General features: G+C 64.6%; 25 protein-coding genes and 1 pseudogene. 14 read left to right on the top strand and 12 right to left on the bottom strand.

Annotated features, from left to right (window positions below; all coding sequences use genetic code 11):
* Nucleotides 1-8: 8 nt before the first annotated feature.
* Complete coding sequence (locus tag IE116_RS16175) at nucleotides 9-986, bottom strand: Bug family tripartite tricarboxylate transporter substrate binding protein (RefSeq protein WP_189613973.1); 978 nt, start codon at nucleotides 984-986, stop codon at nucleotides 9-11.
* Between the two features lie 180 nt (nucleotides 987-1,166).
* Between IE116_RS16175 and IE116_RS16170 the strand changes: the two genes are divergently transcribed.
* The 4 genes from IE116_RS16170 (at nucleotide 1,167) to map (ending at nucleotide 3,657) form a co-directional block, all read left to right on the top strand.
* On the top strand, nucleotides 1,167-1,766 hold the full coding sequence (locus IE116_RS16170) for a TetR/AcrR family transcriptional regulator (protein WP_189613972.1): 600 nt from the start codon (nucleotides 1,167-1,169) through the stop codon (nucleotides 1,764-1,766).
* Between the two features lie 106 nt (nucleotides 1,767-1,872).
* Entirely contained in the window at nucleotides 1,873-2,556 is a 684-nt protein-coding gene (locus IE116_RS16165) for a type 1 glutamine amidotransferase domain-containing protein (RefSeq protein ID WP_189613971.1), read from the top strand.
* A 29-nt stretch (nucleotides 2,557-2,585) separates the two neighbouring features.
* Nucleotides 2,586-2,867, top strand: a complete 282-nt coding sequence (locus tag IE116_RS16160) for a ParD-like family protein (RefSeq protein ID WP_189613970.1) — start codon at nucleotides 2,586-2,588, stop codon at nucleotides 2,865-2,867.
* A 1-nt stretch (nucleotide 2,868) separates the two neighbouring features.
* On the top strand, nucleotides 2,869-3,657 hold the full coding sequence (gene map / locus IE116_RS16155; RefSeq protein ID WP_373303012.1) for a type I methionyl aminopeptidase: 789 nt from the start codon (nucleotides 2,869-2,871) through the stop codon (nucleotides 3,655-3,657).
* 24 nt (nucleotides 3,658-3,681) lie between these two features.
* On the opposite strand, the gene IE116_RS16150 is transcribed toward map, so the two are convergent.
* Together IE116_RS16150 and IE116_RS16145 are read right to left on the bottom strand one after the other, a co-directional pair.
* Nucleotides 3,682-4,434 (bottom strand): sulfite exporter TauE/SafE family protein, encoded by a 753-nt coding sequence (locus IE116_RS16150; protein WP_189613969.1) that lies wholly within the window; start codon nucleotides 4,432-4,434, stop codon nucleotides 3,682-3,684.
* A gap of 5 nt (nucleotides 4,435-4,439) precedes the next feature.
* Nucleotides 4,440-4,991 (bottom strand): MarR family winged helix-turn-helix transcriptional regulator, encoded by a 552-nt coding sequence (locus IE116_RS16145; RefSeq protein ID WP_189613968.1) that lies wholly within the window; start codon nucleotides 4,989-4,991, stop codon nucleotides 4,440-4,442.
* Nucleotides 4,992-5,289: 298 nt separating this feature from the next.
* On the opposite strand from IE116_RS16145, the gene IE116_RS16140 reads away from it, so the two are divergent.
* From IE116_RS16140 to IE116_RS16115, 6 genes and pseudogenes are all read left to right on the top strand, one after another.
* On the top strand, nucleotides 5,290-6,279 hold the full coding sequence (locus IE116_RS16140) for a Bug family tripartite tricarboxylate transporter substrate binding protein (RefSeq protein WP_189613967.1): 990 nt from the start codon (nucleotides 5,290-5,292) through the stop codon (nucleotides 6,277-6,279).
* A gap of 32 nt (nucleotides 6,280-6,311) precedes the next feature.
* Entirely contained in the window at nucleotides 6,312-8,606 is a 2,295-nt protein-coding gene (locus tag IE116_RS16135; RefSeq protein ID WP_189613966.1) for a xanthine dehydrogenase family protein molybdopterin-binding subunit, read from the top strand.
* Complete coding sequence (locus IE116_RS16130) at nucleotides 8,599-9,480, top strand: FAD binding domain-containing protein (RefSeq protein ID WP_189613965.1); 882 nt, start codon at nucleotides 8,599-8,601, stop codon at nucleotides 9,478-9,480. The genes IE116_RS16135 and IE116_RS16130 overlap by 8 nt, the downstream gene beginning before the upstream one ends.
* Nucleotides 9,477-9,953 (top strand): (2Fe-2S)-binding protein, encoded by a 477-nt coding sequence (locus tag IE116_RS16125; RefSeq protein WP_189613964.1) that lies wholly within the window; start codon nucleotides 9,477-9,479, stop codon nucleotides 9,951-9,953. The genes IE116_RS16130 and IE116_RS16125 overlap by 4 nt, the downstream gene beginning before the upstream one ends.
* Nucleotides 9,943-10,381 (top strand): annotated as a pseudogene (locus tag IE116_RS26230) (SRPBCC family protein); the annotation flags it as partial. The gene IE116_RS16125 and the pseudogene IE116_RS26230, both read left to right, overlap by 11 nt.
* Nucleotides 10,382-11,031: 650 nt before the next feature.
* Complete coding sequence (locus IE116_RS16115; RefSeq protein WP_229828219.1) at nucleotides 11,032-11,424, top strand: winged helix-turn-helix domain-containing protein; 393 nt, start codon at nucleotides 11,032-11,034, stop codon at nucleotides 11,422-11,424.
* A gap of 12 nt (nucleotides 11,425-11,436) precedes the next feature.
* Here the strand turns inward: IE116_RS16115 and modC are convergent, their stop codons facing one another.
* The 3 genes from modC to modA are packed head-to-tail and all read right to left on the bottom strand — an operon-like array spanning nucleotide 11,437 to nucleotide 13,988.
* Nucleotides 11,437-12,534: a molybdenum ABC transporter ATP-binding protein gene (modC, locus tag IE116_RS16110; RefSeq protein ID WP_189613963.1), complete on the bottom strand. Its 1,098-nt coding sequence runs from the start codon at nucleotides 12,532-12,534 to the stop codon at nucleotides 11,437-11,439.
* Complete coding sequence (gene modB / locus IE116_RS16105) at nucleotides 12,531-13,211, bottom strand: molybdate ABC transporter permease subunit (protein ID WP_229828218.1); 681 nt, start codon at nucleotides 13,209-13,211, stop codon at nucleotides 12,531-12,533. Before modB ends, modC begins: the two co-directional genes overlap by 4 nt.
* A 12-nt stretch (nucleotides 13,212-13,223) precedes the next feature.
* Nucleotides 13,224-13,988, bottom strand: a complete 765-nt coding sequence (gene modA, locus IE116_RS16100; RefSeq protein ID WP_189613962.1) for a molybdate ABC transporter substrate-binding protein — start codon at nucleotides 13,986-13,988, stop codon at nucleotides 13,224-13,226.
* A gap of 308 nt (nucleotides 13,989-14,296) precedes the next feature.
* Here modA and IE116_RS16095 point away from each other — a divergent pair, with 308 nt between their 5' ends.
* The 3 genes from IE116_RS16095 (at nucleotide 14,297) to leuA (ending at nucleotide 18,813) form a co-directional block, all read left to right on the top strand.
* Complete coding sequence (locus IE116_RS16095) at nucleotides 14,297-15,490, top strand: multidrug effflux MFS transporter (RefSeq protein WP_189613961.1); 1,194 nt, start codon at nucleotides 14,297-14,299, stop codon at nucleotides 15,488-15,490.
* Nucleotides 15,491-15,638: 148 nt separating this feature from the next.
* Nucleotides 15,639-16,724: a hemin-degrading factor gene (locus IE116_RS16090; RefSeq protein ID WP_373303008.1), complete on the top strand. Its 1,086-nt coding sequence runs from the start codon at nucleotides 15,639-15,641 to the stop codon at nucleotides 16,722-16,724.
* A 397-nt stretch (nucleotides 16,725-17,121) separates the two neighbouring features.
* Nucleotides 17,122-18,813: a 2-isopropylmalate synthase gene (gene leuA / locus IE116_RS16085; RefSeq protein ID WP_189613960.1), complete on the top strand. Its 1,692-nt coding sequence runs from the start codon at nucleotides 17,122-17,124 to the stop codon at nucleotides 18,811-18,813.
* A gap of 115 nt (nucleotides 18,814-18,928) precedes the next feature.
* Here leuA and IE116_RS16080 read toward each other — a convergent pair whose 3' ends face one another.
* The 3 genes from IE116_RS16080 to IE116_RS16070 all read right to left on the bottom strand — a co-directional run bounded on the left by IE116_RS16080 (nucleotide 18,929) and on the right by IE116_RS16070 (nucleotide 20,297).
* Nucleotides 18,929-19,513 (bottom strand): DUF924 family protein, encoded by a 585-nt coding sequence (locus IE116_RS16080; RefSeq protein WP_229828217.1) that lies wholly within the window; start codon nucleotides 19,511-19,513, stop codon nucleotides 18,929-18,931.
* Between the two features lie 6 nt (nucleotides 19,514-19,519).
* The gene (locus IE116_RS16075; RefSeq protein ID WP_189613959.1) at nucleotides 19,520-19,843 is read right to left on the bottom strand and encodes a DUF1840 domain-containing protein; all 324 of its coding nucleotides are present in this window, start codon (nucleotides 19,841-19,843) and stop codon (nucleotides 19,520-19,522) included.
* 160 nt (nucleotides 19,844-20,003) lie between these two features.
* Nucleotides 20,004-20,297, bottom strand: a complete 294-nt coding sequence (locus IE116_RS16070) for a DsrE family protein (RefSeq protein WP_189613958.1) — start codon at nucleotides 20,295-20,297, stop codon at nucleotides 20,004-20,006.
* A 189-nt stretch (nucleotides 20,298-20,486) separates the two neighbouring features.
* On the opposite strand from IE116_RS16070, the gene IE116_RS16065 reads away from it, so the two are divergent.
* A complete protein-coding gene (locus IE116_RS16065; protein WP_189613957.1) occupies nucleotides 20,487-22,217 on the top strand; it encodes a tannase/feruloyl esterase family alpha/beta hydrolase in 1,731 nt (576 codons plus the stop codon).
* 115 nt (nucleotides 22,218-22,332) lie between these two features.
* Here the strand turns inward: IE116_RS16065 and IE116_RS16060 are convergent, their stop codons facing one another.
* Genes IE116_RS16060 through IE116_RS16050 form a run of 3 tightly spaced genes read right to left on the bottom strand, consistent with a single transcriptional unit; the run spans nucleotide 22,333 to nucleotide 24,911 of the window.
* A complete protein-coding gene (locus IE116_RS16060) occupies nucleotides 22,333-23,073 on the bottom strand; it encodes an ABC transporter ATP-binding protein (protein WP_189613956.1) in 741 nt (246 codons plus the stop codon).
* Nucleotides 23,061-23,837, bottom strand: a complete 777-nt coding sequence (locus IE116_RS16055; protein ID WP_189613955.1) for an ABC transporter permease — start codon at nucleotides 23,835-23,837, stop codon at nucleotides 23,061-23,063. The genes IE116_RS16060 and IE116_RS16055 overlap by 13 nt, the downstream gene beginning before the upstream one ends.
* A gap of 6 nt (nucleotides 23,838-23,843) precedes the next feature.
* Nucleotides 23,844-24,911 carry an ABC transporter substrate-binding protein gene (locus IE116_RS16050; RefSeq protein ID WP_189613954.1) on the bottom strand — a complete coding sequence of 356 codons (1,068 nt, stop codon included), beginning with the start codon at nucleotides 24,909-24,911 and terminating at the stop codon, nucleotides 23,844-23,846.
* Nucleotides 24,912-25,026: the final 115 nt, after the last annotated feature.

The following is a 25,026-nucleotide window of genomic DNA, read 5'->3' as shown; positions in this document are numbered from 1 at the left end:
CGTGCTCATCATTCCGCCTTGATGTTGCCGTCGCGGATAACCTTGCCCCACTTGTCGTAGTCCGCGCGCAGGTAAGCGGTCAGATCGGCCGGCGTGCCACCGCCAAGCACGATGGCCTCTTCGGCAAAACGTGCCCGGTTTTCAGGCGAGGCAAGGATCTTGTTCATTTCGGCATTGAGTCGGGCGGTGATCTCGGCGGGCATGCCCGCCGGGCCGTAGAGGCCCCACCATTGGTTGGACTCGAAGCCGGGCAGGCCTGACGCTGCGATGGTCGGCACGTCTGGCGCGATGTCGATCGGATTGACGCTGGTCACACCCAGCGCACGCAACCTGCCCGACTTCATCATGCTGTTGACGCTCGCGTACGCAGCGAACAAGGCCGTGACCTGACCGCCCGCGGTGTCCGCAACCGCCGGCGCCGCGCCCTTGTAGGGCACGTGCAGCAGGTTGATTCCCGCCGATTGTTTGAACAGTTCGCCGGTCAGATGGCTGAGGGTGCCGATCCCGTTGGACCCGAAGTTGTACTTGCCTGGGGATGCCTTGGCGGCTGCGATCAGGTCGGAAACGGACTTGATCGGCGCCGATGCCGTGACGACAAGCACGTTGGGCGAGTAGCCGATGAAGACCACCGGCGTGAAGTCGGTGAACGGGTCATAAGGAGACTTGGGACCAAGGTGGGGATTGATCGACATCGTGCTGCTCGAGGTGAGCAGCAAGGTATAGCCGTCGGGCGCCGCGCGCGCCACATACTCCGTCCCGATGGCGCCGCCTGCACCGGCCTTGTTGTCGACCACGAAGGTGGTCTTGAAGGATTCCGTCAGCCGTTGGGTAACCAGGCGCAGAACGACATCGGCTGCGCCGCCTGGCGGGAAAGGCGTGACCACATGCACCGGCTTGTTGGGATAGCCCTGCGCGGATGCCCCCGCGCTGACTGCCATGGCGAGCGCGCACGTCGCTGCCTTCAGGACCAGATCTTGAATTGCCATCGTCGTCTCCTCCAAGCGGGTGTCTCCCGCGATGGGGGGCATGTCTTGCCCCGGTTTTCGGCCAATATATATACGCGTCGACATTTGCATACAACGGCGTTACGTATGGATGCATCTAGCTTGGCTGGAGGCGACATCGTTTCATAGACGACCGGTCTATTTCATATTACAGTCCACTTCATGACGACCGCAACAGTCCCCCTCGACACCCGCGAACACATCCTCGCCAACGGCCAACGCATCATGGCCGGCAAGGGCTTTTCCGCTGTCGGGATCAACGAGATCCTGACAGCGGCGGGTGTCCCGAAGGGCTCGTTCTATCACTACTTCGGTTCAAAAGATGCGTTCGGCGTAGCGTTGCTGGACACCTATTTCGACGACTACCTTGCCGAACTCGACGCCACGTTGCAGGACGGCACGCAGGCGGCCGCGCAGCGCCTGATGGCCTACTTTGCCCACTGGCAGGACACGCAGTCTTTCTTCGATTGCCAGGGCAAGTGCCTGGCTGTGAAGCTGGGGGCCGAAGTGGCCGACCTGTCGGAAGCCATGCGGCTGTCGCTCAAGCGCGGCACGGCGGGCATCGTGGACCGGCTCACCCAGGCGATCGATGCAGGGGTTGCCGACACGTCACTATCAGTGGACGGCGCGGCGCATGACGTGGCCCAGAGCCTGTATCAGCTGTGGCTGGGCGCCAGCCTGATGGTGAAGATTTCACGCACGACCCAACCGTTCGAGACGGCCATGGCCACCACGCGCCAGATGCTGCATCTTCCTCGCTGACTCGATCGGCGCGAGGGCACGAAGGGCACTTTGACCAAAGTGCTTTTTTTGCGGATAAGTTGTAGACGACCGGTCTATTCATATCAACTTTGATTAGGGCACTGCCATGAAAATCCTGATGGTTCTTACCTCACACGACAAACTGGGCAACACGGGCCGCAAGACCGGCTTCTGGCTGGAAGAACTGGCCGCGCCGTACTACGCGTTCAAGGACGCTGGCGCCGAGATCGTGCTGGCCTCGCCCAGGGGCGGACAACCGCCGCTTGACCCCAAGAGCAATGAGCCATCGTTTCAGACCGAAGCGACGCACCGTTTCGAAGCCGATGCGGAAGCGACGGCGCAACTGGCCGCCACGGTCCGGCTCGATAGCGTGTCGCAAGCCGACTTCGACACGGTGTTCTATCCCGGCGGCCATGGACCGTTGTGGGACCTGGCCGAAGACGCGCATTCGATCGCGCTGATCGAGTCCTTCCTTGCTGCCAGCAAGCCTGTCGCGCTGGTGTGCCATGCGCCGGGCGTGCTGCGGCATGTGAAGACGCCGGCGGGACGGCCTCTGGTGGAAGGCAAGCAGGTGACCGGCTTTGCCAATTCGGAAGAAGCGGGCGTGGGACTGACCGACATCGTGCCTTTCCTGGTCGAAGACGAACTGAAGGCCAAGGGCGGCGTGTATTCAAAGGGTCCTGACTGGGGTTCGTACGTGGTCAGCGACGGTCTGTTGATCACTGGCCAGAACCCGGCGTCGTCCGCCGCTGCCGCTGCCCGCTTGCTGGAACATATGTCACGTATATAATGCATATACGTTTCATATAAAGGTAGGCCATGGGCATCGTCAAAATTTCAGACCTGATGCACGAGAACCTGCGGTTGGCCGGGAACGCCCTCAGCAGGTCCATCAATGCGCAGGCGGAACACTGGATGCGGGTCGGCATGTTGACTGAAATGCATCCGGACCTCGATTACCGCGACATCTGCCAGATGTTGATCCGCGCGGAACTGGCGGGCGGGCTGGACATCGCCGCGGCGGTGTCCGACCAGGCCGCCAAGCCCAACATCGGGTCGAAGGCGGCATCGACAGCGGCACCAAAAACTGCGGGGCATTAAGGTGGGCCCGACTCCGATCCGCACGGCGGAAGAACTGAATCTTTCGCGGCGCGCGGCACGATTGGCTGCCGACGTCCTGGCCATGATCGAGCCGTTTGTCGTGCCGGGTGTCAGCACCGAGCGCCTCGACCAGCTCTGCCATGACTACATCGTTGATGTGCAGGGCGCGATTCCTGCGAACGTCGGCTACCAGGGCTATCCGAAAACCATCCTGACGTCGGTGAACCAGGTGGTGTGTCACGGCATTCCATCGCCTGACAAGATTTTGAAGGACGGCGACATCGTCAACATCGATGTGGCGGTCAAAAAAGACGGCTGGTTCGGCGACACCAGCCGCATGTATCTGGTCGGCACGCCCAGCATCCTGGCGCGCCGTCTGGTCGAAACGACGTACGAGGCATTGGTGGCGGCGATCCACCAGGTCAGGCCCGGCGCAACGCTTGGCGATGTCGGCCACGCGATCCAGTCCGTCGCGCAGCGCGAGCACTTCAGCGTGGTGCGCGAGTACTGCGGCCATGGCATTGGCGACATCTATCACGACGAGCCGCAGGTGCTGCACTTCGGGCAGCGCGGCCAGGGTCTCAAGCTGAAACCCGGCATGGTGTTCACCATCGAGCCGATGTTGAATGCGGGCAAGCGCGACACCAAGACCTTGCCGGATGGATGGACCGTGGTCACGAAAGATCGGTCCTTGTCCGCGCAGTGGGAACACATGGTGGCCGTGACCGAAGACGGGTACGAGGTGCTGACGGCCTGGCCGGGCGGGACAGGAAGCTATCCGGCGGTGTGATGCGGCCGGGTCAACCCCGTGGCGTTAAACACGCGCCAGCAACTGCGGCAATGCCGACGCGAGCAACGCCACGCCCGACGCCGTCAGCAGGCCCAGCACCACGCGCTTGAACGCGACATCGCTGATCCCGATATACAGCCTCGACCCGAGCAACGAAGGGATCAGCATGGCCGGCGCCACGATCGCGAACATGGGCCACATGTCGTGGGTGACGATGCCGCTGGCCAGGTAGGTGACCATCGTCACTGCCAACATCGACAGATTGAAGTTCTGGATGATGCTGCGCTGCGTGTCGCGGTCATAACCACGCAGGGTGCACCACAGGGTTGGAATCACGCCGGTAAAGCCACCGATGCCGCCCATGATGCCGCCCAGCGTGCCCGACACGCCGTCGGCAACGCGGCCACCGCGGTGGATGTGGGGGATCTGGCCGATCAGCAGCATGACCGGGCACCAGGTGACCAGGAAGGCGCCCAGGAAGACCTTGAAGATGACGGGGTCGAGCATGGGCAGCAGCGTGACGCCGATCGGGATGCCGACCAGGCCGCCAATGATGAAAGGCAGCAGCCGTTGCATGTCGAAGCCGCGGCGCACCGTCACGGCGGCGATGACCTGGCCGGTCAGTGCGCCAAACACCGAGAGCACCGCGGCCAGTTGCGGGTCGAGCACCCAGGCCCAGATGGCCATGGCGGTCATGCCGAAGCCGAAGCCCGACAGTCCCTGCACGAAGCCCGCCACGATGGCGCCCCCGATGATGACCGCGAGCTGCATGTCCATGCTGTCTACTTTTCCGGATGGTCGAGATCGTCGTCGCCGCAGGCATGCCGCAGCTTCTGTAGCGTCCTGTACAAGACCTTGCGTTCATTGTTCGTCAGTACACGGATCATGTCGGCTTGGGCTTTCTGCGCGACCGGCATTGCCTTTCTGTACAGCGCCGCGCCCGCCTCGGTCATGCGGCATTCCAGGCCTTGCCGGTAAGACCCGTTGACGGCTTCGAGGGCGACAAGGTTGCGCGTTTCCAACAGACGCAGGGTGCGGCTGACCAGGGATTTATCCGTGGCAGACAGACGCACCATTTCGGAGAATGGCAGCGATCCGGCCTCGGCCAGGACCGACAGCATGCGCCATTCGGCCATCGTCAGATCGAAGCTTTCGGCGTATGGCAAGGTGACCGTGCGGCGCAGGGCGTTGGCCGTGCGAACCACCAGGGTAGTAATGAAATTGTCGACGGTCAGGCCGGCGCCGTCCTCGCCCAGACCGACCCAGGGGTGGTCGTCTGCCGTGGCGAGAGAAGTAGGGGATGCGGTGGGCGGCGACGGTTTTTTGGCGGGCATGGGTGAACAAGTGGGATGCCCCAGCGTGGGGCGTATCGGCAAGCGATTATTCCATAGGGCGGCGCATGCCGCGCGCCGTGACGGTGCATGGCCCGGGGGCGAGCGCGACGGCGCGCCATCCAAGGGAAACTTCCTGTTGATGCATCAACAATAAAAGCGCATGATCTCGCCGTTCCACCAAGCCGCGTCTGTGCTGTGCTTGGCGGCACGCCACCCACTTTGATTCGTGAACCCCATGGGCTTGCCATTGCGATGCAATGTCGAAGCAAGCCCCGCCGCCGCCCCTCGGAGCACCGTGATGAATGTGAATCGCCGCCAGATCCTCGCCGCCGCCATGGCGCTGTCGTGTTCGCTGGGCCTGGGCACTGCCCATGCCGCCGCCGCGAACTATCCCGTCAAGCCGATCACCGTGATCGTGTCCTATCCCCCGGGTGGCGACACCGACGCCATTGCGCGCCTCTTCGCCGAAAAGCTCAGCGAGCGCATGAAGCAGACGGTCGTCGTCGAGAACAAGGGCGGCGCCGGTGGCGTGCTGGGCAACTCGTTTGTCAGCCGCGCGCCGGCCGATGGCTACACGCTGCTGTTCACACCCAACCCATTCACCACCGCACCCATGGTGCTGCGCCTGGCGCCCAGCGCGAGCTATGACGTGTTGAACGGATTCGAGCCGATCATCCAGACGGCCACGCAGCCGCTGATCCTGGTGGCCAACCCGAACGCCGGCTTCAAGACCGTTGCGGAAATGATTGCCGCGGCCAAGGGCGGCAAGCCCGTGACCTACGCCAGCCCGGGGGCGGGTTCGCCCATGCACGTGGTCGCCGAATGGCTGAATCGCAGCGCCGGCGTCAAGATCCAGCACGTGCCGTATCGCGGCGTGGGCCCTTCGGTGACCGATGTGGTTGCCGGTCATGTGAACACCGCATGGGTGACCATTGGCGCCGTGTCGCAGTACCTGGCCAACGGCCGCCTGGTGCCGCTCGCTATCGGCGATGCCAAGCGCACGCCGCTGGCGCCGAACGTGCCGACGCTGGTCGAGCTTGGCTACAAGGATGTGATCGTTGGCGCATGGAACGGATTTTTTGCGCCCAAGGGCACACCGGTTGACATCGTCAACCTGTTGAACAGCCACCTGAACGAGATCGTGAAGCAGCCGGAAGTCGTGACCAAGCTGGGCGTGTTCGGCGCCTTGCCCGCTGGCGGCGCGCCCTCCGTGCTGCGCAACACCAACGCGTCCGACTTTGAAGTGATGGGCAAGATCATCAAGGACCTTGGCATTACCGCCGAGTAAGTGCACTGCATGACAAGAACAAGGAGACCAGGATGAAGGTATCCACGATCGGTACGCCCGTCCCGCAAGTGACGGCGCGATCGAAAGTACTGGGCCGCGCGGTGTATGCCGGCGACATGAAAATCGCCGGCATGCTGCACGGCAAGGTCCTGCGCAGTCCCTATCCCCACGCGCGTATCGTCAGCATCGATGTCTCGGCGGCCCTCGCGCTGCCGGGCGTCAAGGCGGTGCTGACGGGCGCCGATGCGCCGCGTGCGAAGTGGGGCGTGCATCACAAGGAACGCCGCATCCTGGCAGAAGGCAAGGTGCGCTTTGCGGGCGAAGAAGTGGCTGCGGTCGCCGCGATCACGGAAGAGATCGCGCGCGACGCCCTGGACCTGATCGTGGTCGAATATGAAGAGCTGCCCGCGATCCTGACGCCCGAAGAAGGCCTGGATGACGAAGCGCCCGGCGTGCATGACGGACGCAACAATGTGTCGCACGAGATCAAGGTTGAGCATGGCGATGTCGACGCCGCGTTTGCGTCGGCCGACCTGGTGCACGAGGCCACCTACCGTTGCCACGCGCAGTATCCAGGGTATCTGGAGCCGATGGCCACCGTGGCCACCATCGATCCCGATGGGCGTCTGCAGGTATGGACGTCCACGCAGTCGGCCTTTCTGGCGCGCGCGCGGCTGTCGATGGCGCTGGAAATCCCGGTGTCGCAGATCCGCGTGATCCAGGCGACCACCGGTGGCGGCTTTGGCGGCAAGATGGTTGAAGATGCCAACAATCTGATCGCCGGTCTGTTGGCCCTGCGCACCGGCAAGCCCGTGCGTGTCGTGAACAACCGGCTGGAAGACTTCCTGGCGTGTTGTTCGAGCGTGCCGGAACAGGTCACCCTGAAGCTGGGCATGCGCAGCGACGGCACGATTGTCGGCAAGGAAGTGCGCATCATTGCCGAGTGCGGCGCCTATAGCGGCTTGTCGGCCGAGGTCATGCACGTGTCGGCCATGCGCAGCGACAACATGCACCAACTGAAGAACCTGCGGTCGCACTCGACCCTGGTGTACACGAACAATCCGCCGCATGGCGCCTTCCGGGGCTTCGGCGGCGCGCAGATGCAGTTCGCGCTCAACAGCCACATTGACACCATGGCGCGCACGCTGAATCTGGACCCGGTGGACGTGCACAAGATCAATGCGATCAACGCGGGCGACGTGTCGATCCACGGCTGGAAGATCGGCAGCACCGGTTTGAAGGAATGCCTGGATCAGTGCGTGGATGCCATTCAGTGGCACGCCAAACGGTCGGCGCCGCGCGTGGCCGGGACGGTGCGCCGCGGCGTCGGCATTGCTGCCGCCATGCACGTCAGTGGCAACCGGACGATCGGCAACTGGGACGGGTCGACCGTCATGCTCAAGGTCAATGAAGACGGCCGCGTCATGATCCACAGCGCCGAAGCCGAGATCGGCCAGGGCTCGAACACCATGCTGAGCCAGATCGTTGCGCACGAATTGAACATCCCGATATCGCACACCCATGTGGTTGCGCCTGACACCGATCTGTCGCCTTACGCCATCGGGTCGCTGGCGTCGCGCGTCACCATCGCGGCGGGCAATGCGGCGATCCTGGCTGCGCGTGCGGCGCGCGAAAAATTGCTGGCACTGGCCGCCACGACCTTGAAGACGACGCCCGATCAGCTCGAGATCGCCGAAGGCACCATCCGTATCCGTGAGCAACCCGAGAAGAAGGCGACGCTGGCGCAGATCGCCGCGCTGCATATCTGGCGCCACGATGGCGAGGGCCTGCAGGTCAGCGCCACGTGGGACGCCAAGACCGAGATGCATGCCGATGTGCATGGCAACGTGGCGCCCGCGCATTCGTTCGCGGCCCAGGCAGTCGAGGTTGAAGTGGACATCGAGACGGGCCGCGTGACCGTCGTCGACAGCTTTGTGTCCGACGATTGCGGCAAGGCGCTGAACCCGCTCGCCATTCATGGCCAGACCAACGGCGCATCGGTCCAGGCCATGGGCTGGGCGCTGTACGAAGAACTGCAGCTGGAAAACGGCCGGCTGATGAACGGGAACTTTGCCGACTACACCATGCCAACGGCCGATGCGGTGCCGATGCTGCGGTCGGGCCTTGTCGAGTCGAACGATCCGAATGGTCCGTATGGCGCGAAGGGTGCGAGCGAAACGGCCATTCTGCCGGGCGCGCCCGCCATTGCCAATGCGGTGTTCGATGCGATTGGCGTGCGCATTACCGACCTGCCGATCACACCCGAAAAAGTGCTGGCTGGCCTGCGCGCCAAGCGGGCCGCCGAAGGAGACGCCGTCCATGCGTGATTTCGAATTCCTGGAACCCACGAGTGTGGAAGAGGCGAGCCGCCTGCTGGCCGACCTGGGCGAGGACTGCCGCGTGATGGCGGGCGGATCGGCGCTGATGCTGGCCATGCGCCAGCGCATGCTGATGCCGACGCATGTCATTTCGGTGGCCAAAGTGGACGCACTGCGCGGTATCCGTTTCGATCCGCAGCAGGGTCTGCGCGTTGGCGCGCTGTCGCGGCATATCGACGTGGCGGACTCGCCCGTGGTGCGCCAGCATTACCCGATGCTGGCGTCGATGGCCGCCCGTGTTGCCAACCCGCAGGTGCGCCACCAGGGCACCCTGGGCGGCAACCTGTGTTACGCCGACCCGGCGACCGATCCCCCGACCTGCCTCATGGCACTGGATGCGCAGGTGGTGCTGGGTAGCGTGCGGGGCGAACGTGTGTTGTCGATGGAAGCCTTTCTGGTCGACTACTACGTGACCGCCATCGAACCCGACGAGATCGTGGTCGAGATCCGCGTGCCCGTGCTGCCGACCGGCTTTGCGGGCCGCTATACGCGCTACCTGCGCACGGCCGCCGAACATCGGCCGCTGGTGAACGTGGGCGTGGGCAGCCGCCGCGAGGGCAATGGCTACGCCGACCTGCGTGTCGTGGTGGGCGCATCGACACCCGTGCCGTGCCGGGTGCCGCGTGCCGAGGCCTTTCTGGCTGGCAGGGCAATCAATGCCGATGTCGTGCGCGAGGCGGCCGATATCGTTGCCGCTGACATCGATCCGATTTCCGACCAGCGCGGCGCGGCGGACTTTCGTCGCGACATGGTGCGCGTGGTCATGCGCCGCACCTTGGCGGGTGCGTTCGGTGTGGTCCTGCATGACGAGGAGACAGTATGAGCAAACACCTGATCGAGGTCACCGTGAACGGCGACACGCAGCAGGTCGAAGTACCCGCGCGGCGCATGTTGTCGGACCTGCTGCGCGACGACCTGAACCTGACGGGCACCAAGCGCGGCTGCGAAACCGGCACCTGCGGCGCGTGTTCGGTCCTGGTCGACGGCGAAGTGGTGAAGTCCTGCCTGTCTCTGGCGGTGCAGGCCAACGGCCGCAGCATCACCACGATCGAAGGCCTGGCCAAGGGCGATGTGCTGCACCCGCTGCAGGAAAGCTTCGTGCAGTGCGGCGGGTTGCAATGCGGTTACTGCACGCCCGGCATGATCATGACGGCCTGCCACATGCTGGCCAAGAATCCGAACCCGACCGAGCACGAGGTGCGCGAAGGACTCAGTGGCAATCTGTGCCGCTGCACCGGGTACACCCAGATCGTCGAGTCCATCCTTAACGCTGCGGAGAACATGCGTGGAAATTGAAAAAGTATTGGTGGTGGATGCGCCGGCAGACCGCGTCTGGAGCATGCTGCTGGACCCGAATGTGATGGGCGGCTGCGTGCCCGGCATGAAGTCGATCCAGGTGGTGAGCGATGTCGAATACATCGCGGTGATCCACGTCAAGATCAGCTTCATCAGCGCGAAGTTCAAGCTGAACACGAAGATCGTCGAGCAACGCGCGCCGCACTATTTACGCACCGAAGGCACGGGCGAAGACGCGTCGGTGGCCAGCTCGCTCAAGCAGCAAAGCGAGATCTTCCTGACCCCGCTGGATGACGGCAAGACGGAACTGCGCATCAAGGTCAAGGTCGATGTGCTGGGCCGTCTGGGCTCGTTCGGCCTGAGCGTCATGAAGACCAAGGCCGATCGCATGTGGGACGAGTTCGGCCAGAATCTGGTGAACCGCCTGAATGGCGTGGCCGGGCCGGAGAGCGTGGTGTCGGGTGGCGCGGCGACGCCTTCGCAGGTGAAGGCTGCGCCTGCCAAGGCATTGGGCACACCGGCCGATGCGACGTCCGCCGCTGTCGGTGCGGCGGATACGGCAACGACCGTGGCATCGGAAGACGGGTCTGCGCCCGCGCCCCGCCCCGCGCCCACGCAGCAGGTGGCCGGGCATGGGGTGCCGGCCGAGTCGGCCATGGCGGCAGGGCAGGCCGCCACCGGCGCGGCCTCGCGGTCGTCAGCGGCTGCCGCCGCTTCGGCATCCGCGACATCGTCCACGGTCCCGCCGCAGTCCGCCACCGCGGCCACACTGCGCGCCACGGTTGATGGCCAGCAGGCTTCCCGCGCGGTCGTTGACGATGGCAACTGGTGGACACGGCTGCTGCGTGGCAAGAATGCGGCGGCGGCATCGTCGGGCGCGGTTGCAGGTGGCCCGTTCATCCACGTTGAACTGCGTCGGGGGGACACGACCGTCAACGTGGACTGGCCGATCGAAGGGTCGCGTGACTGCGCTGCCTGGCTGACCGATGTGTTGAAGTAGGGGCTTCACGTCAGCCACCGGGCCGGCGCGCACGGGTCGGCTCGGGTAACATCGGCTCGTTCTTTCGAGTTCTTGCCGATGTCCGATCTTCCTGCTTGCCTTCCTGCCACTGATCCTGACGACCTTCCGGTCGACGTGCGCTTTCGCATGCGTGTGCGCAAGGGCGACACCGTCGCACTTGGACCGGGCAAGATCGCCTTGCTCGAAGCCATTGCCGAACACGGTTCGATTTCCGCTGCCGCCCGCAGCCTGAACATGTCGTACCGGCGCGCATGGATGCTGGTCGAAGAAACGAACCTGTCCTTGAAGACGCCGGCCACCACGTCAGAGCATGGCGGCAAGGCGGGCGGGCGCAGTGTGGTCACGCCCTCGGGTGCGGCCTTGATTGCGCTGTATCGAGAGATCGAAGCCCGCTCGTACGCCGCCGCGCAGAACGAAATCCGCACACTGGCCGATCTGTTCAAGCCCTGATCGGGCTCCTGATCACGCCAGCAGCGACACCGCCTTGATCTGCGCCCACGCCCGCATGCCGGGCGCCAGAGCCAACCGATCGCACGAATACTGCGTGATCCGCGCCAGCAGCGGCGTGCCGTCCGCATCCAGCCGCAACAGCCGCTGCGCCGTCGTGGCGCCCGGCGCGATCTCGGCCACCGTCACCGGCAGGATGTTCAGCATGCTGCCGTCCTGCTGCGGGGTGAGCGCGAGGCTGACGTCGCGCGCCATTACGACCAGCCGCGCCCGTTGCCCGATTGCCATCGGCGGGCGCACCATCCGGAAGGTCGACGCACTGCCAGGCAAGGTCATGGTGACCAGCTGATAGGCCGGGTCGTAGGCCGTGACCACGCCGTCGACCACCACCGACGCGTCATCACCCATCGCCGGGGGCAAGTCGACCCGCGACAGCAGATCGTTGATGGGGCCGCTGGCGACCACGTGGCCGTCTTTCAGCAGCACCAGGTGATCGGCCAGCCGCGCGACTTCATCCGGCGAGTGCGTGACGTACACGACCGGTATGTCCAGCTCGTCATGCAGCCGTTGCAGGTAGGGCAGGATTTCCTGCTTGCGCTGCGTGTCGAGCGCCGCCAGGGGTTCGTCCATCAACAGCAGACGCGGACTGGTCAGCAGGGCGCGCGCGATGCCCACACGCTGGCGTTCACCGCCCGACAAACGCGCCGGCATGCGGTCCAGCAGGTGCCCGATGCCGAGCATGGCCGCCGCGTCATCCAGCTGCACGCGGCGCTGCGCCGGGGCAATCCGCTTCAAGCCGAAAGCCAGGTTGGCGCGCACATTCAGATGCGGAAACAGACTGGCTTCCTGGAAGACGTACCCGATAGGGCGGCGATGCGTGGGCATGTTCAAACCGCGCGTCGTGTCGAGCCAGGTCTCGCCCGCGACCCGCAGATGGCCGCGCGCCGGGGCTTCCAGGCCGGCCAGGCAACGCAGCACGGTTGTCTTGCCCGACCCCGATGGCCCGAACAGGGCGGTCACCCCGCGGCCTGGCAAGGCAAGGTCCACGTCCAGCGTGAAGCCGTCGTAGGCCAAGTGGAAGCCCGCGTCGATGGAAGATGCGTCGCCGGTCATGGATGGAACGGCGTATGCCGCCGGCGCGCGTACAGCCACAGCAGGATCGCGAACGAAAACAGCAGCATGCCGCCCGCCAGCCAATGCGCCTGCGCGTATTCCATTGCTTCAACGTGCGAGTAGATCTGCGTCGAGACCACGCGTGTCTTGCCCGGGATGTTGCCGCCTATCATCAGCACCACGCCGAATTCCCCCACCGTATGCGCAAAACCCAGAATGGCTGCGGTGATGAAACCCGGCCGCGCCAGGGGCAGCACGATGGTCAGGAAGGTGTCCCACGGGCTTGCCCGCAAGGTGGCGGCCGCTTCAAGCGGACGCGAGCCGATTGCCTCGAACGCGTTCTGCAAAGGCTGCACCACGAACGGCAACGAATAGAACACCGACCCCACCACCAACCCTGCAAAACTGAACGACAGCGTGCCCAGCCCAAGCTGCTGCGTGAGTTGCCCGAGCGGGCCATTCGGTCCCATCACCACCAGCAGATAGAAGCCGATCACGGTGGGCGGCAGCACCAGGGGCAGCGCCACGATGGCGCCGACCGGCCCCTTCCACGCCGACTGCGTGCGCGACAGCCACCAGGCGATCGGCGTGCCAACCAGCAGCAGCAACAGCGTGGTCAGGCCGGCCAGCTGGATCGTCAGCCAGATGGCGGACAGGTCGGACGCGTCAAGGGGCATGCGGATACGTGCTCAGTTCTGGTAGCCGTAGGCGCGGATCACGGCGGCGGCGGCCGGGCTTTTCAGATAGTCGATCAACGCGCGCGCGGCAGGGTTGCCGTCGGCCTTGCGCAGCATGACGGCATCCTGCCGGATCGGATCATGCATGGACGCAGGCACCTTCCACGCCGAGCCGCTGGTGATCGCGCCGTCCTTGTAGACCTGCGACAGCGCAACGAAGCCCAGCTCGGCATTGCCGGTCGACACGAACTGGTGGGCTTGCGCAATGCTCTGGCCTTCAACAATCTTGCCGGCCATCGCCTGCGTCAGCCCGAGCTTGCTCAAGACCTGGGTGGCCGCCAGGCCATAGGGCGCGGTCTTGGGATTGGCGATGGACAGATGCGCGAATCGATTGGCTTTCAACACATCGCCACTGGCATCGACATAGCCCGGCCTGGCGGACCACAAGGCGAGGGCACCCGTTGCGTACGTGAAGCGCGAGCCGGCCACCGTCAGGCCTTCCCTGTCGAGCTTGTCGGGCGTGGTGTCGTCCGCAGCCAGGAACACGTCGAAGGGCGCGCCGTTGCGGATCTGCGCATAGAACTGGCCGGTCGCACCAAAGGCGGCCACCACCTTGTGGCCGGTCGCCTTTTCAAAGCCTGCGGCAAGCGCCTGCATCGGCGCCGTGAAATTCGCGGCGACCGCGACCTGGACGTCGGCTGCGTGTGCGGTACTGCCCACTCCCAGCAAGCAGAGGATCAGGGCGCAGAAATAACGCGGTATCGAGAGCGTGGACATCGGGCCTTTCTCTCCAGGACACGGGCGGCAATCGATGCTGCCAGCGGCGGGTTCGTTATGTTCGTCAATATACAACGACTGGCGCCGGGCGTGTCACACCGATCCGATACACTTGCCGGTGGCTCATGTGTGCCGGAGCGCGTTGGCCACCTGCTGGCCGGGGCAGCTTCCCGGCAAGGGGCCGTGTCCGCAATAACCGCCCCGCACGAACCAGCGACACCGCTGCGCTTTTGCCCTTCCCGTTCCGCCGTTCCCGTCTTCAAAGGCTTGCCGTCTTGCCCCACGCTGCGCTTCCCCGTTATCCCGTCATGGTTCTGATCCTGGGCGCGCTCGCCTGTCTGGGTCCCATGTCGATCGACGCCTACTTGCCTGCCTTTGGCGCCATCGGCCGCGACTTTCGGCTGCCGGCCGAAGTCGTGCATCTGACGCTGGGCATGTACATGGTGGCCTATGCCTTCATGACCCTGATGCATGGCACCTTGTCCGATTCCTTCGGCCGCCGCCGCGTCATCCTGACGTCGCTGCTGGTGTACGCCGCCGGATCGGTCATCGCGGCCATCGGGCTGGACTTCAACTGGCTGCTGACCGGGCGCGTGCTGCAAGGCCTGTCGGCCGGCGCCGGCATGGTGGTGGGGCAGGCCATCGTCAACGATTGTTATGAAGGCGCGACCGCGCAAAAGACCATGTCGTACATCATCATGGTGTTCGGCGTGTCGCCCGCGTTCGCGCCCATCATTGGCGGGTATGTGGCGTCGCACTCCGGATGGCGCGGCATCTTTGTCATGCTTGCGATCCTGGCCGCGCTCAGTGCAGCCTTGTGCGCATGGCGTCTGCCGGAAACCTTGCCGCCCGCGCGGCGCCAGCGTTTTGCGGTGAGGGTCCTGCTGCGCAATTACGGACGTGTACTGAAAGATCGCCAGTTCGTCGCCATGGCCATCGCCTTCGGCACCTTGTTCGCGGGCTTTGCGTTCCTGATCGGCGCGGCGCCCGACTTCGTGACGCAGGTGCTGCGTCTGCCCGAGACGGCGTTTGCCTACCTGTTCATTCCGTTGGTAGTTGGCATGATGAGCGGGTCCTTCCTGGCCGCGCGCATGGCGTCGCGCTGGTCGGCGTCAGGCATGATCGGCCTGGCCTACGCGATGATGGGGCTGAGCTGCCTGATCAACGTGACGTACACCGCGCTGGCCGACGTGCCCAGCGTGCCCTGGGCCGTCGTGCCGCTGGGCTTGTTTTCGTTTGGCCTGTCGATCGCGATCCCCAGCATGACCTTGCGCATCCTGCGCCGCATTCCCGAACTGGCAGGCACGGCGGCATCGGTGCTTGGCTTCATCCAGATGGTGTTCTTCTCGGCCGTCAGCGGCTGGTTCGTGCCACTGGTGTATGGCAGCGCGCTGAAGCTGGCCGTGGCGCTGGCCGCGGGCGTGGTGGTGAGCGGCGCGGCCTGGTGCGTGCTCGGGTGGTGGTTCCGCGAGCGGGAAGTGGCGGCGCCGGCCGCGGGGTAGGGGATGAATCGTCCAGCGGCAGCAGTGTCGCGCGGCCAAGCGACTGTCCGCGCTTGAGAACGACCCGGCCCGCTAGAATGAGCGTTCCGGTTCCTGGCCCAGGGCGCGGCTCGGAATTTCCCGCATTTTCCTTTCCTTCCGGACTTCCATGGACATCACCTCCACCTTCTCTTCCCGCCGCGACGAACTGCGCGCTCGCCACGATGCGCTGGCGGCGGCCGAGCCGAAGCTGCGTGCGCGGGACCGCGCCATGCGCCTGGGCGTGTCGGAAGCGGAGTTGGTGGCGGCCGAGTGTGGTGGCCTGTCGGTCATGCCGCTTGCCGGTGCGCCCAAGGACATCTTTCAAGAACTGGGATCGCTGGGCGAAGTGATGGCCCTGTCGCGCAACGATGCCTGCGTGCATGAACGCCACGGCCGGTATGAAGACATTCAGCTGGGCCATGGACATGTCGGTCTGGTGCTCGGTCCGGACATCGACCTGCGCGTGTTTTTCGATAGCTGGCGCACGACTTTTGCGGTGACGGAAAACGGCCGCCGCAGCCTGCAATTCTTTGATCGCCACGGAATGGCGGTGCACAAGGTGTACGTGACCGATGCCACCGATGCCGCCGCCTATGACGCACTGGTGGCCAGGTTCGCCACGTCGGCGCCAGCATGGCCGGACGTCGAGCCGGTGGTTGCGGCTGTCAACGTTGAGCAAAGCAACGATGTCACCCGCAACGTTGACAACGTCAACGATCCGCAGGGTTTGCGTGCCGCATGGCAGTCCCTGAAAGACACGCACGACTTCTTCCCCATGCTGCGCAAGTTCAAGGCAACCCGCCTGGGCGCCCTGCGCGCGGCAGGCACCGATCTGGCCCAGCAAGTGCCGCTGGATACGGCGGAAACCGTACTGACCCGCGCAGCCGAAAGCGGGTTGCCTGTCATGGTGTTCGTCAGCAACAAGGGCATCGTGCAGATCCACACCGGCCCGGTTCACAAGCTGCTGCGAACGGGGCCGTGGTTCAACGTGCTCGATCCCCGCTTCAACCTGCACCTGAACACCACCGCGATCACGTCGACCTGGGTCGTCAACAAGCCCACGGTGGACGGCTGGGTGACGTCGGTCGAGGTGTACGCCGCCACTGGCGACCTGATCGTGCAGATGTTCGGCGCGCGCAAGCCGGGCAACCCCGAACTGCCTGCCTGGCGAAAGCTGCTGGTCGGCCTGTGCAGCAACCCGTTGGCGTCGTAAGCGGCCCACGCAGGTTTGCAGTTTGGCCGGATTTATGTTTGACTAACGACTTGTCTGCTGCGCCTGGCGCGGTGGACCACTCAAGAAAGCATCCCTTCCGAATCGCATCATGGCCCACGCCTGTCACGCCATCTCGAGCATTTCCGCCGCACGCTGCCCAGCGTCGATGGCGGCTGCCCGTGCGATTCGCGTGTCGGCCGTCGTCTCGATCGCCCTGATCTCCTCGCTGCTACTACCGACCGGCTGCCGGGCCTAGTGTCCCGTGGTAGTTCGGCAGCCCCCGGCCACGCTCTCGGTCTAACCGTTCCCGGTTTAACCGCTCGGTCTACCCGATCAGACAGCCAGCGACTCAGCTGCACCTAGCGCCAGCCGATCGCACCCCTAGCAGGAGACTTACATGTTGAAGAACCCAGAGGCGAAATACCGCCCTTTCCCGGCGTACGACTTTTCTGAACGCACCTGGCCCAACAAGCGCATCACGACGCCGCCGATCTGGATGAGCACCGACTTGCGCGACGGCAACCAGTCGCTCATCGAGCCGATGAACGCCGAACGCAAGATGCGTCTGTTCGAAAAGCTCGTCGATATCGGTTTCAAGGAAATCGAAGTCGGCTTTCCTTCGGCATCGCAGACCGACTTCGACTTCATCCGCAAGCTTGTCGACGAAAACCGCATTCCTGATGATGTGACCGTCGAGGTGTTGACGCAGTCCCGCGAAGATCTGATCCGTCGGTCGATCGAGTCCGTCATCGGCGCCCGCCGCGTCATCGTCCACATGTACAACGCCATCGCGCCGGACTTCCGCCGCATCGTGTTCAACATGTCCAAAGACGAAGTCAAGCAGATCGCCCTTGACGGCACGCGCCTGATCCGCGAATTGACCGCGCAGCATCCGGAAACCGAATGGGTCTACCAGTATTCGCCTGAAGTCTTCAGCTCCGCCGAACTCGATTTCGCGAAAGAGGTGTGCGATGCCGTGTCGGCCGAATGGGGCGTGGGCCCGGGCCGCAAGATCATCTTCAATTTGCCCGCCACCGTCGAATGCGCGACACCCAACGTGTACGCGGACCAGATCGAGTGGATGCACCGCAACTTGAACAGCCGCGAGCACATCGTGCTCAGCGTGCACCCGCACAATGACCGCGGCACCGCCGTGGCCGCCGCCGAACTCGGCGTGATGGCCGGCGCCGACCGCGTGGAAGGCTGCCTGTTCGGCAACGGCGAGCGCACCGGCAACGTCGACCTCGTCACCCTTGCCTTGAACCTGTACAGCCAGGGCGTGCATCCGGGCCTCGACTTTTCGGATATCGATGACGTGCGCCGCTGCGTCGAGTACTGCAACCAGTTGCCCGTGCACCCGCGCCATCCGTATGTGGGCGACCTGGTGTTCACGGCGTTTTCGGGTTCGCACCAGGACGCGATCAAGAAGGGCTTTGCACAGCGCCAGCCCGACACGATCTGGGACGTGCCGTACTTGCCCATCGACCCGGCCGACGTGGGCCGCAGCTACGACGCCGTGATTCGCGTGAACAGCCAGTCGGGCAAGGGTGGCGTGGCGTACCTCTTGCAGCAGGAACACGGGCTGGACTTGCCGCGCCGCTTGCAGATCGAATACAGCCGCGCGATTCAGCGCGTGACCGACGAGACCGGCCGCGAAGTCACGGCCACCGACGTGTACGCGATCTTCCGCCGCGAGTACCTCGATATCGCCGTGCCATACAAGTTCGTGCGTCACCGTATCGCGAGCACCGATGACGGCATTCGTGTCGATGTCGACGTGATTTATGAAGGCCAGGCGCGCACTTTGTCCGGCAACGGCAATGGCCCGATCGACGCCTTCGTGAATGCACTCGACCTGCCGATCCGCGTGATGGATTACCACGAGCATTCGATTGGCATCGGCGCCGACGCGTCGGCCGCCAGCTATGTCGAATTGCGCATCGGTGAATCGCCCACGGGCTTTGGCGTCGGTATCGACCACGACATCGTCACCGCCAGCTTCAAGGCGGTGCTGAGCGCAGTCAACCGCCACATGCAAAGCACGGACACGGCCGACGAAGAGACCGCGGACGAACCCGTCGAAGTGTGAGGGTGAGACGGGGCGCCACGCCGCCTCGTGTTGAATACAAAAGCCTGCCGGATCGCATGGATCCGGCAGGCTTTTTTTCGTCTTTAGCTAACAGGCAAGGCCGACATGCGCGGACTCAAAACCCCGACCCGGGCTGCTTCAAAAACGCCTGTTCCTGCGACGTGCTTCCGCGCGCCAGCACCGCATTGCGATGGGGGAAGCGGCCGAACCTGGCGATGATGTCGCGGTGGCGGATCGCGAAGTCCAGGGAATTCTGCGACGCCGGGTGTTCCTGCGCCAGCGTCGTGTACAGCGCGACGGCGCGCTCCTGGATGTCAATGTTTTCGCTGTGCATCAACGGCAGGTACACGAACTCGCGCTGCACGTGCGGCAGGCGCAGGTACTGGCCGCTGTCGATCAGGCCAAGCGCGTGGGTCAAAGCCTTGGCGTCACCCGAAAACGCCGCGGGTGTGTCACGCCAGATGTTGCGGGTGAACTGATCCAGCAGCACGATCAGCGCAAGTTCGCCTTCAAGCTCGGCAGTCCACGTGTCGAGGTCACCCGCAATGGCGCGCTGGACCGAACGTTCGAAACGCGCCCGCATCTGCGCGTCCAGGGCGGGGTTCTTCTGAAACCAGACGTGGCGTGGCTTGAGGTAGCCGGGATCGTCCTTGGACAGGAACCAGAAATCAATGACAGATTGCCAGGGATGCATCGCCATGAACGATCAGCTCTCCCAGGTGACGTTGACCTTCTTCTGCTCCGACCGGCGCAGCAGGTCGAGCAGCGGGAAGGCGCGCTGGCGCAGGCCGACATATTGCGCGGCGCGGGCGGCCTGGGCAGGGTCGTCCTCGTCGAAGTCCGGGTCTTTTTCGGCGTTCAGCGCGCGTTCGATGCGGGCGATGGCGTCGGGCAATTGCTCGGGCGTAAAGACGCCGCGCTTTTCCAGGGTGTCGCCGACCGCCTTGCCCGCAAGTTCCAGCAGCGGTTTGGCATGCTCACCAAGCATGATGACTTCACCGGCAGCCTTGGATCGAAAGGTGATGATCATGGACGACTCCTTGTTGTTGTAGGTGGATTCATTATGACGGTAACAGGCACACCCACCTAACGTGGGTGAGCCCCGGTAACGGTTTGCGCGAACCGTAACGTCGGCCCTCCCCCTGATGATGGAGCGCCGGGCTGGCGGACTAGATCGGCCGGGGTCAGCCTCAGGCGCGCAGGTAGCTCCAGCCTTCGGCCTGACGTTCTGCCAGGTGCAGCACGGCGGCCGGCACGGTGGCAATGCCTTCAGGAACGGTGCGTTGAGTCGCAGCCAGCGTGTTGAGGCAGACGCGAAGGTGGGCGTCGAGAACATGCGGGGTGTCGAGCGCCGCAGCCACACCGCCTGCGTTGACGACCAGTTCGACCTGCGCGTCGGGCGCGAGCTTGAGCAGGTTGGCCAGATTGCGGCGACCGCGTTCCAGGGCGGCCGGGGTGGGGGCGTGGATGAGCAGACGGACCATAGGGAGGATTCCTGAAAGGGCGGGCGGGTGGCCGGTCAATTGTAGAAGGCGCACGTAGAAGGCGCACCCGCGCCAAGGGTAAGGCCCTAGCGACGGCAGCATGCAACTTAATGCACTATCTGCCTGCCGGATTGAGCACTAACTTGCATGCTCGGCCGTGACATTGTTAACGTTACCGAGGAGACTGCCATGTTGATCCACCCTGATGCCCTTCGTCGATGGGCCGCGCTTGCCGCCGTCGTAAGCGTGCCGGCATTGCTTGCCGGATGCGGCGGCGATGACGATGACACGACGCCCACTGCGCGTCCGGTGCCGGACGCCGCGTCGCTGCGCACGGCATGCCCGACGCTGACCGGCAGGACCGTGGCGGCTGCCGACATCGGCCTGCCCAGCGCGCCCGCGACCGTCACGGCCGCCGCAGTCGTGGCTGCCACGACAGGCGCTGCGCCAACGCCGGAATATTGCCGGGTGTCGGGGTCGATTGCGCCGACGGCGGCGGGCGCCGATCCCATCGTTTTCCAGGTCAACCTGCCGCTGACCTGGAACGAAAAGGCGGTCATGGTAGGTGGGGGTGGTTTCAATGGCAGCCTGGTGAACAGCCTGGCGCCCCTGCGCGACGCACCGGCCGGGCAGCCCCTGCCGATCACGCAGGGCTATGCCATGTTCGGCACGGATTCGGGGCACGACGCTGCGGCCTACAACGCGACCGACCCCGGCCGGTTCGCGTTGAACGACGAAATGTTCGTGAACTTCGCGCATGCGTCGTACAAGAAGGTCAAGGACGTGGCGCATAGCCTGATGGGAAGCTATTACCTGCGCAAGCCCGCCAAGCAGTACTACTACGGCGGGTCTGAAGGCGGGCGCGAAGGCTTGATGATGGCGCAGCGATATCCGGCGGACTTCGACGGCATCGTGTCGGTCGTGCCGGTCATTTATTGGACCGGGCTGTTCAATGGCTTCATCAACTTCAGCAAGCCGCAATTTACGGGCGGCGCGCTCAGCACCGCCAAGATCAGCGCCTTTGCCAAAGCCGTGAATGACACGTGCGACGCACTGGATGGCGCGGCCGATGGGGTTGTGAGCAACTATCTGGCGTGCGCATCGAAGATGAATCTGCAAAGCCTGCGCTGCGTGGCGGGCGCCGATACCGGACCGGGCTGTCTGTCGGATCCTCAATTGGCGACCTTGCAGGCGACCTACGGTCCGACCGTGTTGCCGTTCGCCGTTGCCAATGGCAGCACGACCTATCCGGGTCGCCTGTTCGGCGGTGAGATCCAGCTGGGCGGTGAGGGCCTGGGCCGGTGGATTTCCACAGGTGTGGTGCCGACGGTGCCCACACCATTGGCGACGGACGCCCGCGGTGTGATCTACGGCAGCAGCTACGCTCGGTATGTGATTGCGCGCGATGCCAATTTCGATGTGCGCACCTTCAACCCGTCCGCCTTTGAAGCGCGGATCAAGGCGGTGTCGGAACTGATGGATGCCAGCAATCCCAACCTGGCGGCGTTTCGCGCACGGGGCGGCAAGCTGATCATTCGCGAAAACACTGGCGACATGGCGCAGAGCCCGATGGCGGGCATCAACTATGTGCAGAACGTGGTGAGCACGATGGGGCAGGCCAACGTCGACAGTTTCCTGCGCCTGTACGTGTCGCCCGCGTCATCGCACGGCGGTACCGCGGCCAGCCTGACGACCGGCGCCGAAGTCCCGACCACGTATGACCTGCTGGGTGCGCTGGATGGCTGGGTGACGTCCGGTCAGCCGCCGGCCGATGCGCTGGTGCAGGTGCGCAACGCGACGACCGCGCCGTTCACGACGCTGGCATCGCGGCCAATGTGCCGCTACCCCAACTACCCGCAATATGTGTCGGGGGACGCCAGCAAGGCAGAAAGCTATCGGTGCGCGGTGTCGGCACCGTAAGCTGAAGCAGGAAAAGTCGATGCGCGGTGGACCCTTGAACGGAGGGATCCGCCGCGCCGCCAATCAATGATCCCGCCGGCCGGCATGCGATGTTTGCGTGCCGGCCGTTTTCTGTCTATTCGACGCCCAGCCGCGCCGACAAATGCGCCACGGCATCCGCAAAGGCCGGGTTCGTTCGGTCGCGTGGCCGTGGCAGGTCGATCGCCAGGTTTTCGACGACCGACGCCGGCTGTCCGCCCAACACCACCACGCGGTCCGCCAGAAACACGGCTTCATCGATGTCGTGCGTCACGAACATGACGGCCGACTGGCTCGCTTGCCACAGGCGTATGAGTTCGGCCTGCAGCTTGCGGCGGGTCAATGCATCCACCGCGCTGAAGGGTTCGTCCATCAACAGGATGTCGGGTTTGACGGCCAGCGCGCGGGCGATACCCACACGCTGCGCCTGACCGCCCGACAACTGGTGCGGCCAGCGATCGCCGTACTCGGCCAGGCCTGTCAGCGCCAGGGCTTCGGCCACGCGTTCGCGTTTCTGCGCCGCGTCGATATCCAGTGTTTCCAGTCCGTAGGCGACGTTGTCGGCCACGGTGCGCCAGGGCAGCAGGCGGCCGTCCTGGAAGACCACGGCGCGGCGCCGGCGGCCAGGGCGCTGCGGCAGCGTAAATCGCATGGTGCCGCCACCGGGTTCGATCAGGCCGGCCGCCGTGCGCAGCAAAGTGGACTTGCCGACGCCCGAGCCCCCCACCACGGCCACGAAGCTGCCGGCTTCGATGGCCAGCGACAGGTCCTGGATGACAGGGCCCGCAGCACCCGGATGGGTGTAGCTGAGGCGGTCGAATTCCATTACGGACGCCATGCGAGCACCCTCCGTTCGATCAGTCCGTACACCAGGTCGCACAGCGCATAGACCAGCGAGATGGCCAGCATGTAGATCACGACGGCTTCGTACGCGCCGACGCCGGCTGCCGCGTTCATTTCCTGGCCCATGCCGGGCACGCCCAGCAATTCGGCAGCGATCAGCGTCATCCACGCCTGGCCAATGCCAGTCCGCACACCGGCCAGCGTGCCGGGCGCAATCGCAGGCAGCGTGATGCTGCGGGCGCGGCGCCAGTAGCTGCCCTGGCCGAAACTGCGGGCCAGTTCATAAAAGCGGGGATCGATGTTGCGCACCGCGCTATAGGTTGCAAAGTAGTTGACCCAGAACACGCCAATGGCGATCACGAAGGCCGCGCCGGCATGGCTGACCTTGAACCACGCGATGGCAAACACTACCCACGCCAGCGGCGGGATCGGCCGCAGGATGCGCGCCAGATAGGCCTGCAGCATGTCAAAGCGGTGTACCGTCGCCGCTGCCATGCCGACCAGGATGCCGAACAGCGTACCCAGCCCCAGCCCCCAGAAGTAATGGATCAGGCTGGAGCCGACAGCGGGCAGCAGGCGGTCGGATTGCCATTCCTGCAGGAAGGCGTCAGGCAGCAGGAACGGGTCGGGCAGGGTGCCGGGGCGCACCCAGGCGAACACGCCGGCGGCCTTCCACAGCAGGACGAAAAGGACGACTCCGGCGACGCCATACACGATGCGCGTCACGGCGCCCGAAGAACGGGAAACAGACAAGGCCATCGCGCTTTATCGGACTGTCGCAGGCTTGGCGGCCGAGGGAGCGGCCTTTGCCGGGGCGGCCGCGGATTTGACGGCCGCATCATAGAACTGCGTGTCGAACAGCTTGGTCACGTCGACCGGGGGGCCTTCCAGCGTGCCAGTCTCGGCCTGGAACTTCTGCAGCACCAGGGTGGCCGCGATGATGGTGTTCGGGTCCGCCACGAACTGTCCCTTGGAATTGCGGATGGCCTTCTCGACGATATCGACCGGCAGACGTCCACCGCCTACGTACTTCTGCACGGCCGGTGCGGCTTTGGCGGGTTGCGTGTCCAGCAACCGGGTCGCGGCAATGTGGCGGGTCACCAGTGCCTGCACCACGGCCGGCTGTTCGCGAATCAGCTTTTCACGCACCAGCAGCACGGCGCCGGGCTGGCGCGGGAACAGATCGTTGCCTCGGGCAACCACACGCGCTTGCGGCGCGCGCGTCAGTACCGTCGTGACGGTCGGTTCCAGAATCGCGGCGCCGTCGATCGCGCCGGTCAGCAGCGCCTGCTGGATCTGCGATTCACCCTGCGTGATCAGCTTGAGGCTGTTCGGATCGGCGTTGATGCGGTTGCGAAGCCAGTATTGCAGGGCCGCTTCGGGCACGGCGCCCTTGGGATAGCTGGCGATGACCGGCTGGCGGCCCTTGTCCTTGGCGAAGCGTGCGAACGCGGTGCCGGCGTCGCCCGACGCAAAGTAGGGCGCCAGATCGCCCATCGCCACGAAGCTGACCTGCTCGACGATGTTGGACGCGACGACCTTGACGTCGGCACCCTTGCCACGCGCGACCAGCGCGGGGCCGATGCCCACGTACGCAATGTCGAGCTGGCCGGCCAGCAGCGCCTGGACCAGCGCCGGGCCGCTCTGGAACTGCACGAGCTTGGGCGCACCGCCTTCGGCCGGCAGCGTGCCCTCTTCGCGCGCAATGAATAGCTGCGCCGCGGGAATGATTGGCAGATAGCCGATTTCGAGGGGCGCGGCCGCGGCGGTCGCGCTGAAAGCGCCCAGTCCCAAGCCCAGGGCCAGCGTTGCCGACGCGAAGAATCGCTTCATGATCGTTAGAGCCTCAAGTGATATGGCGAAGTGTTTTTATGACTTTATATATTGTATTTGCCTTGATTCGACTCGTTTAATTACTAAAAGCTATATGCTTAAGACGTCGCTTTCC

It is taken from the genome of Pigmentiphaga litoralis, assembly GCF_014651835.1.
In the GTDB taxonomy this organism is placed as follows: domain Bacteria; phylum Pseudomonadota; class Gammaproteobacteria; order Burkholderiales; family Burkholderiaceae_B; genus Pigmentiphaga; species Pigmentiphaga litoralis.
Note: the sequence above shows the minus strand (reverse complement) of the source record. Positions and strands in the feature narration are given on the sequence as shown.

Bases quoted from the DNA above. Each gene is read 5' to 3' on its own strand.
- IE116_RS16075 (WP_189613959.1), bottom strand. From the start codon at position 19,843: ATGATCATCACCTTTCGATCCAAGGCTGCCGGTGAAGTCATCATGCTT.
- IE116_RS16150 (WP_189613969.1), bottom strand. From the start codon at position 4,434: ATGGACATGCAGCTCGCGGTCATCATCGGGGGCGCCATCGTGGCGGGC.
- IE116_RS16130 (WP_189613965.1), top strand. From the start codon at position 8,599: ATGCGTGATTTCGAATTCCTGGAACCCACGAGTGTGGAAGAGGCGAGC.
- IE116_RS16175 (WP_189613973.1), bottom strand. From the start codon at position 986: ATGGCAATTCAAGATCTGGTCCTGAAGGCAGCGACGTGCGCGCTCGCC.
- IE116_RS16140 (WP_189613967.1), top strand. From the start codon at position 5,290: ATGAATGTGAATCGCCGCCAGATCCTCGCCGCCGCCATGGCGCTGTCG.
- leuA (WP_189613960.1), top strand. From the start codon at position 17,122: ATGTTGAAGAACCCAGAGGCGAAATACCGCCCTTTCCCGGCGTACGAC.
- IE116_RS16070 (WP_189613958.1), bottom strand. From the start codon at position 20,297: ATGGTCCGTCTGCTCATCCACGCCCCCACCCCGGCCGCCCTGGAACGC.
- IE116_RS16170 (WP_189613972.1), top strand. From the start codon at position 1,167: ATGACGACCGCAACAGTCCCCCTCGACACCCGCGAACACATCCTCGCC.
- modC (WP_189613963.1), bottom strand. From the start codon at position 12,534: ATGACCGGCGACGCATCTTCCATCGACGCGGGCTTCCACTTGGCCTAC.
- IE116_RS16090 (WP_373303008.1), top strand. From the start codon at position 15,639: ATGGACATCACCTCCACCTTCTCTTCCCGCCGCGACGAACTGCGCGCT.
- IE116_RS16065 (WP_189613957.1), top strand. From the start codon at position 20,487: ATGTTGATCCACCCTGATGCCCTTCGTCGATGGGCCGCGCTTGCCGCC.
- IE116_RS16135 (WP_189613966.1), top strand. From the start codon at position 6,312: ATGAAGGTATCCACGATCGGTACGCCCGTCCCGCAAGTGACGGCGCGA.
- IE116_RS16095 (WP_189613961.1), top strand. From the start codon at position 14,297: ATGGTTCTGATCCTGGGCGCGCTCGCCTGTCTGGGTCCCATGTCGATC.
- IE116_RS16080 (WP_229828217.1), bottom strand. From the start codon at position 19,513: ATGGCGATGCATCCCTGGCAATCTGTCATTGATTTCTGGTTCCTGTCC.
- IE116_RS16160 (WP_189613970.1), top strand. From the start codon at position 2,586: ATGGGCATCGTCAAAATTTCAGACCTGATGCACGAGAACCTGCGGTTG.
- IE116_RS16125 (WP_189613964.1), top strand. From the start codon at position 9,477: ATGAGCAAACACCTGATCGAGGTCACCGTGAACGGCGACACGCAGCAG.
- modA (WP_189613962.1), bottom strand. From the start codon at position 13,988: ATGTCCACGCTCTCGATACCGCGTTATTTCTGCGCCCTGATCCTCTGC.
- IE116_RS16145 (WP_189613968.1), bottom strand. From the start codon at position 4,991: ATGCCCGCCAAAAAACCGTCGCCGCCCACCGCATCCCCTACTTCTCTC.
- IE116_RS16165 (WP_189613971.1), top strand. From the start codon at position 1,873: ATGAAAATCCTGATGGTTCTTACCTCACACGACAAACTGGGCAACACG.
- IE116_RS16055 (WP_189613955.1), bottom strand. From the start codon at position 23,837: ATGGCCTTGTCTGTTTCCCGTTCTTCGGGCGCCGTGACGCGCATCGTG.
- IE116_RS16050 (WP_189613954.1), bottom strand. From the start codon at position 24,911: ATGAAGCGATTCTTCGCGTCGGCAACGCTGGCCCTGGGCTTGGGACTG.
- IE116_RS16115 (WP_229828219.1), top strand. From the start codon at position 11,032: ATGTCCGATCTTCCTGCTTGCCTTCCTGCCACTGATCCTGACGACCTT.
- modB (WP_229828218.1), bottom strand. From the start codon at position 13,211: ATGCCCCTTGACGCGTCCGACCTGTCCGCCATCTGGCTGACGATCCAG.
- IE116_RS16060 (WP_189613956.1), bottom strand. From the start codon at position 23,073: ATGGCGTCCGTAATGGAATTCGACCGCCTCAGCTACACCCATCCGGGT.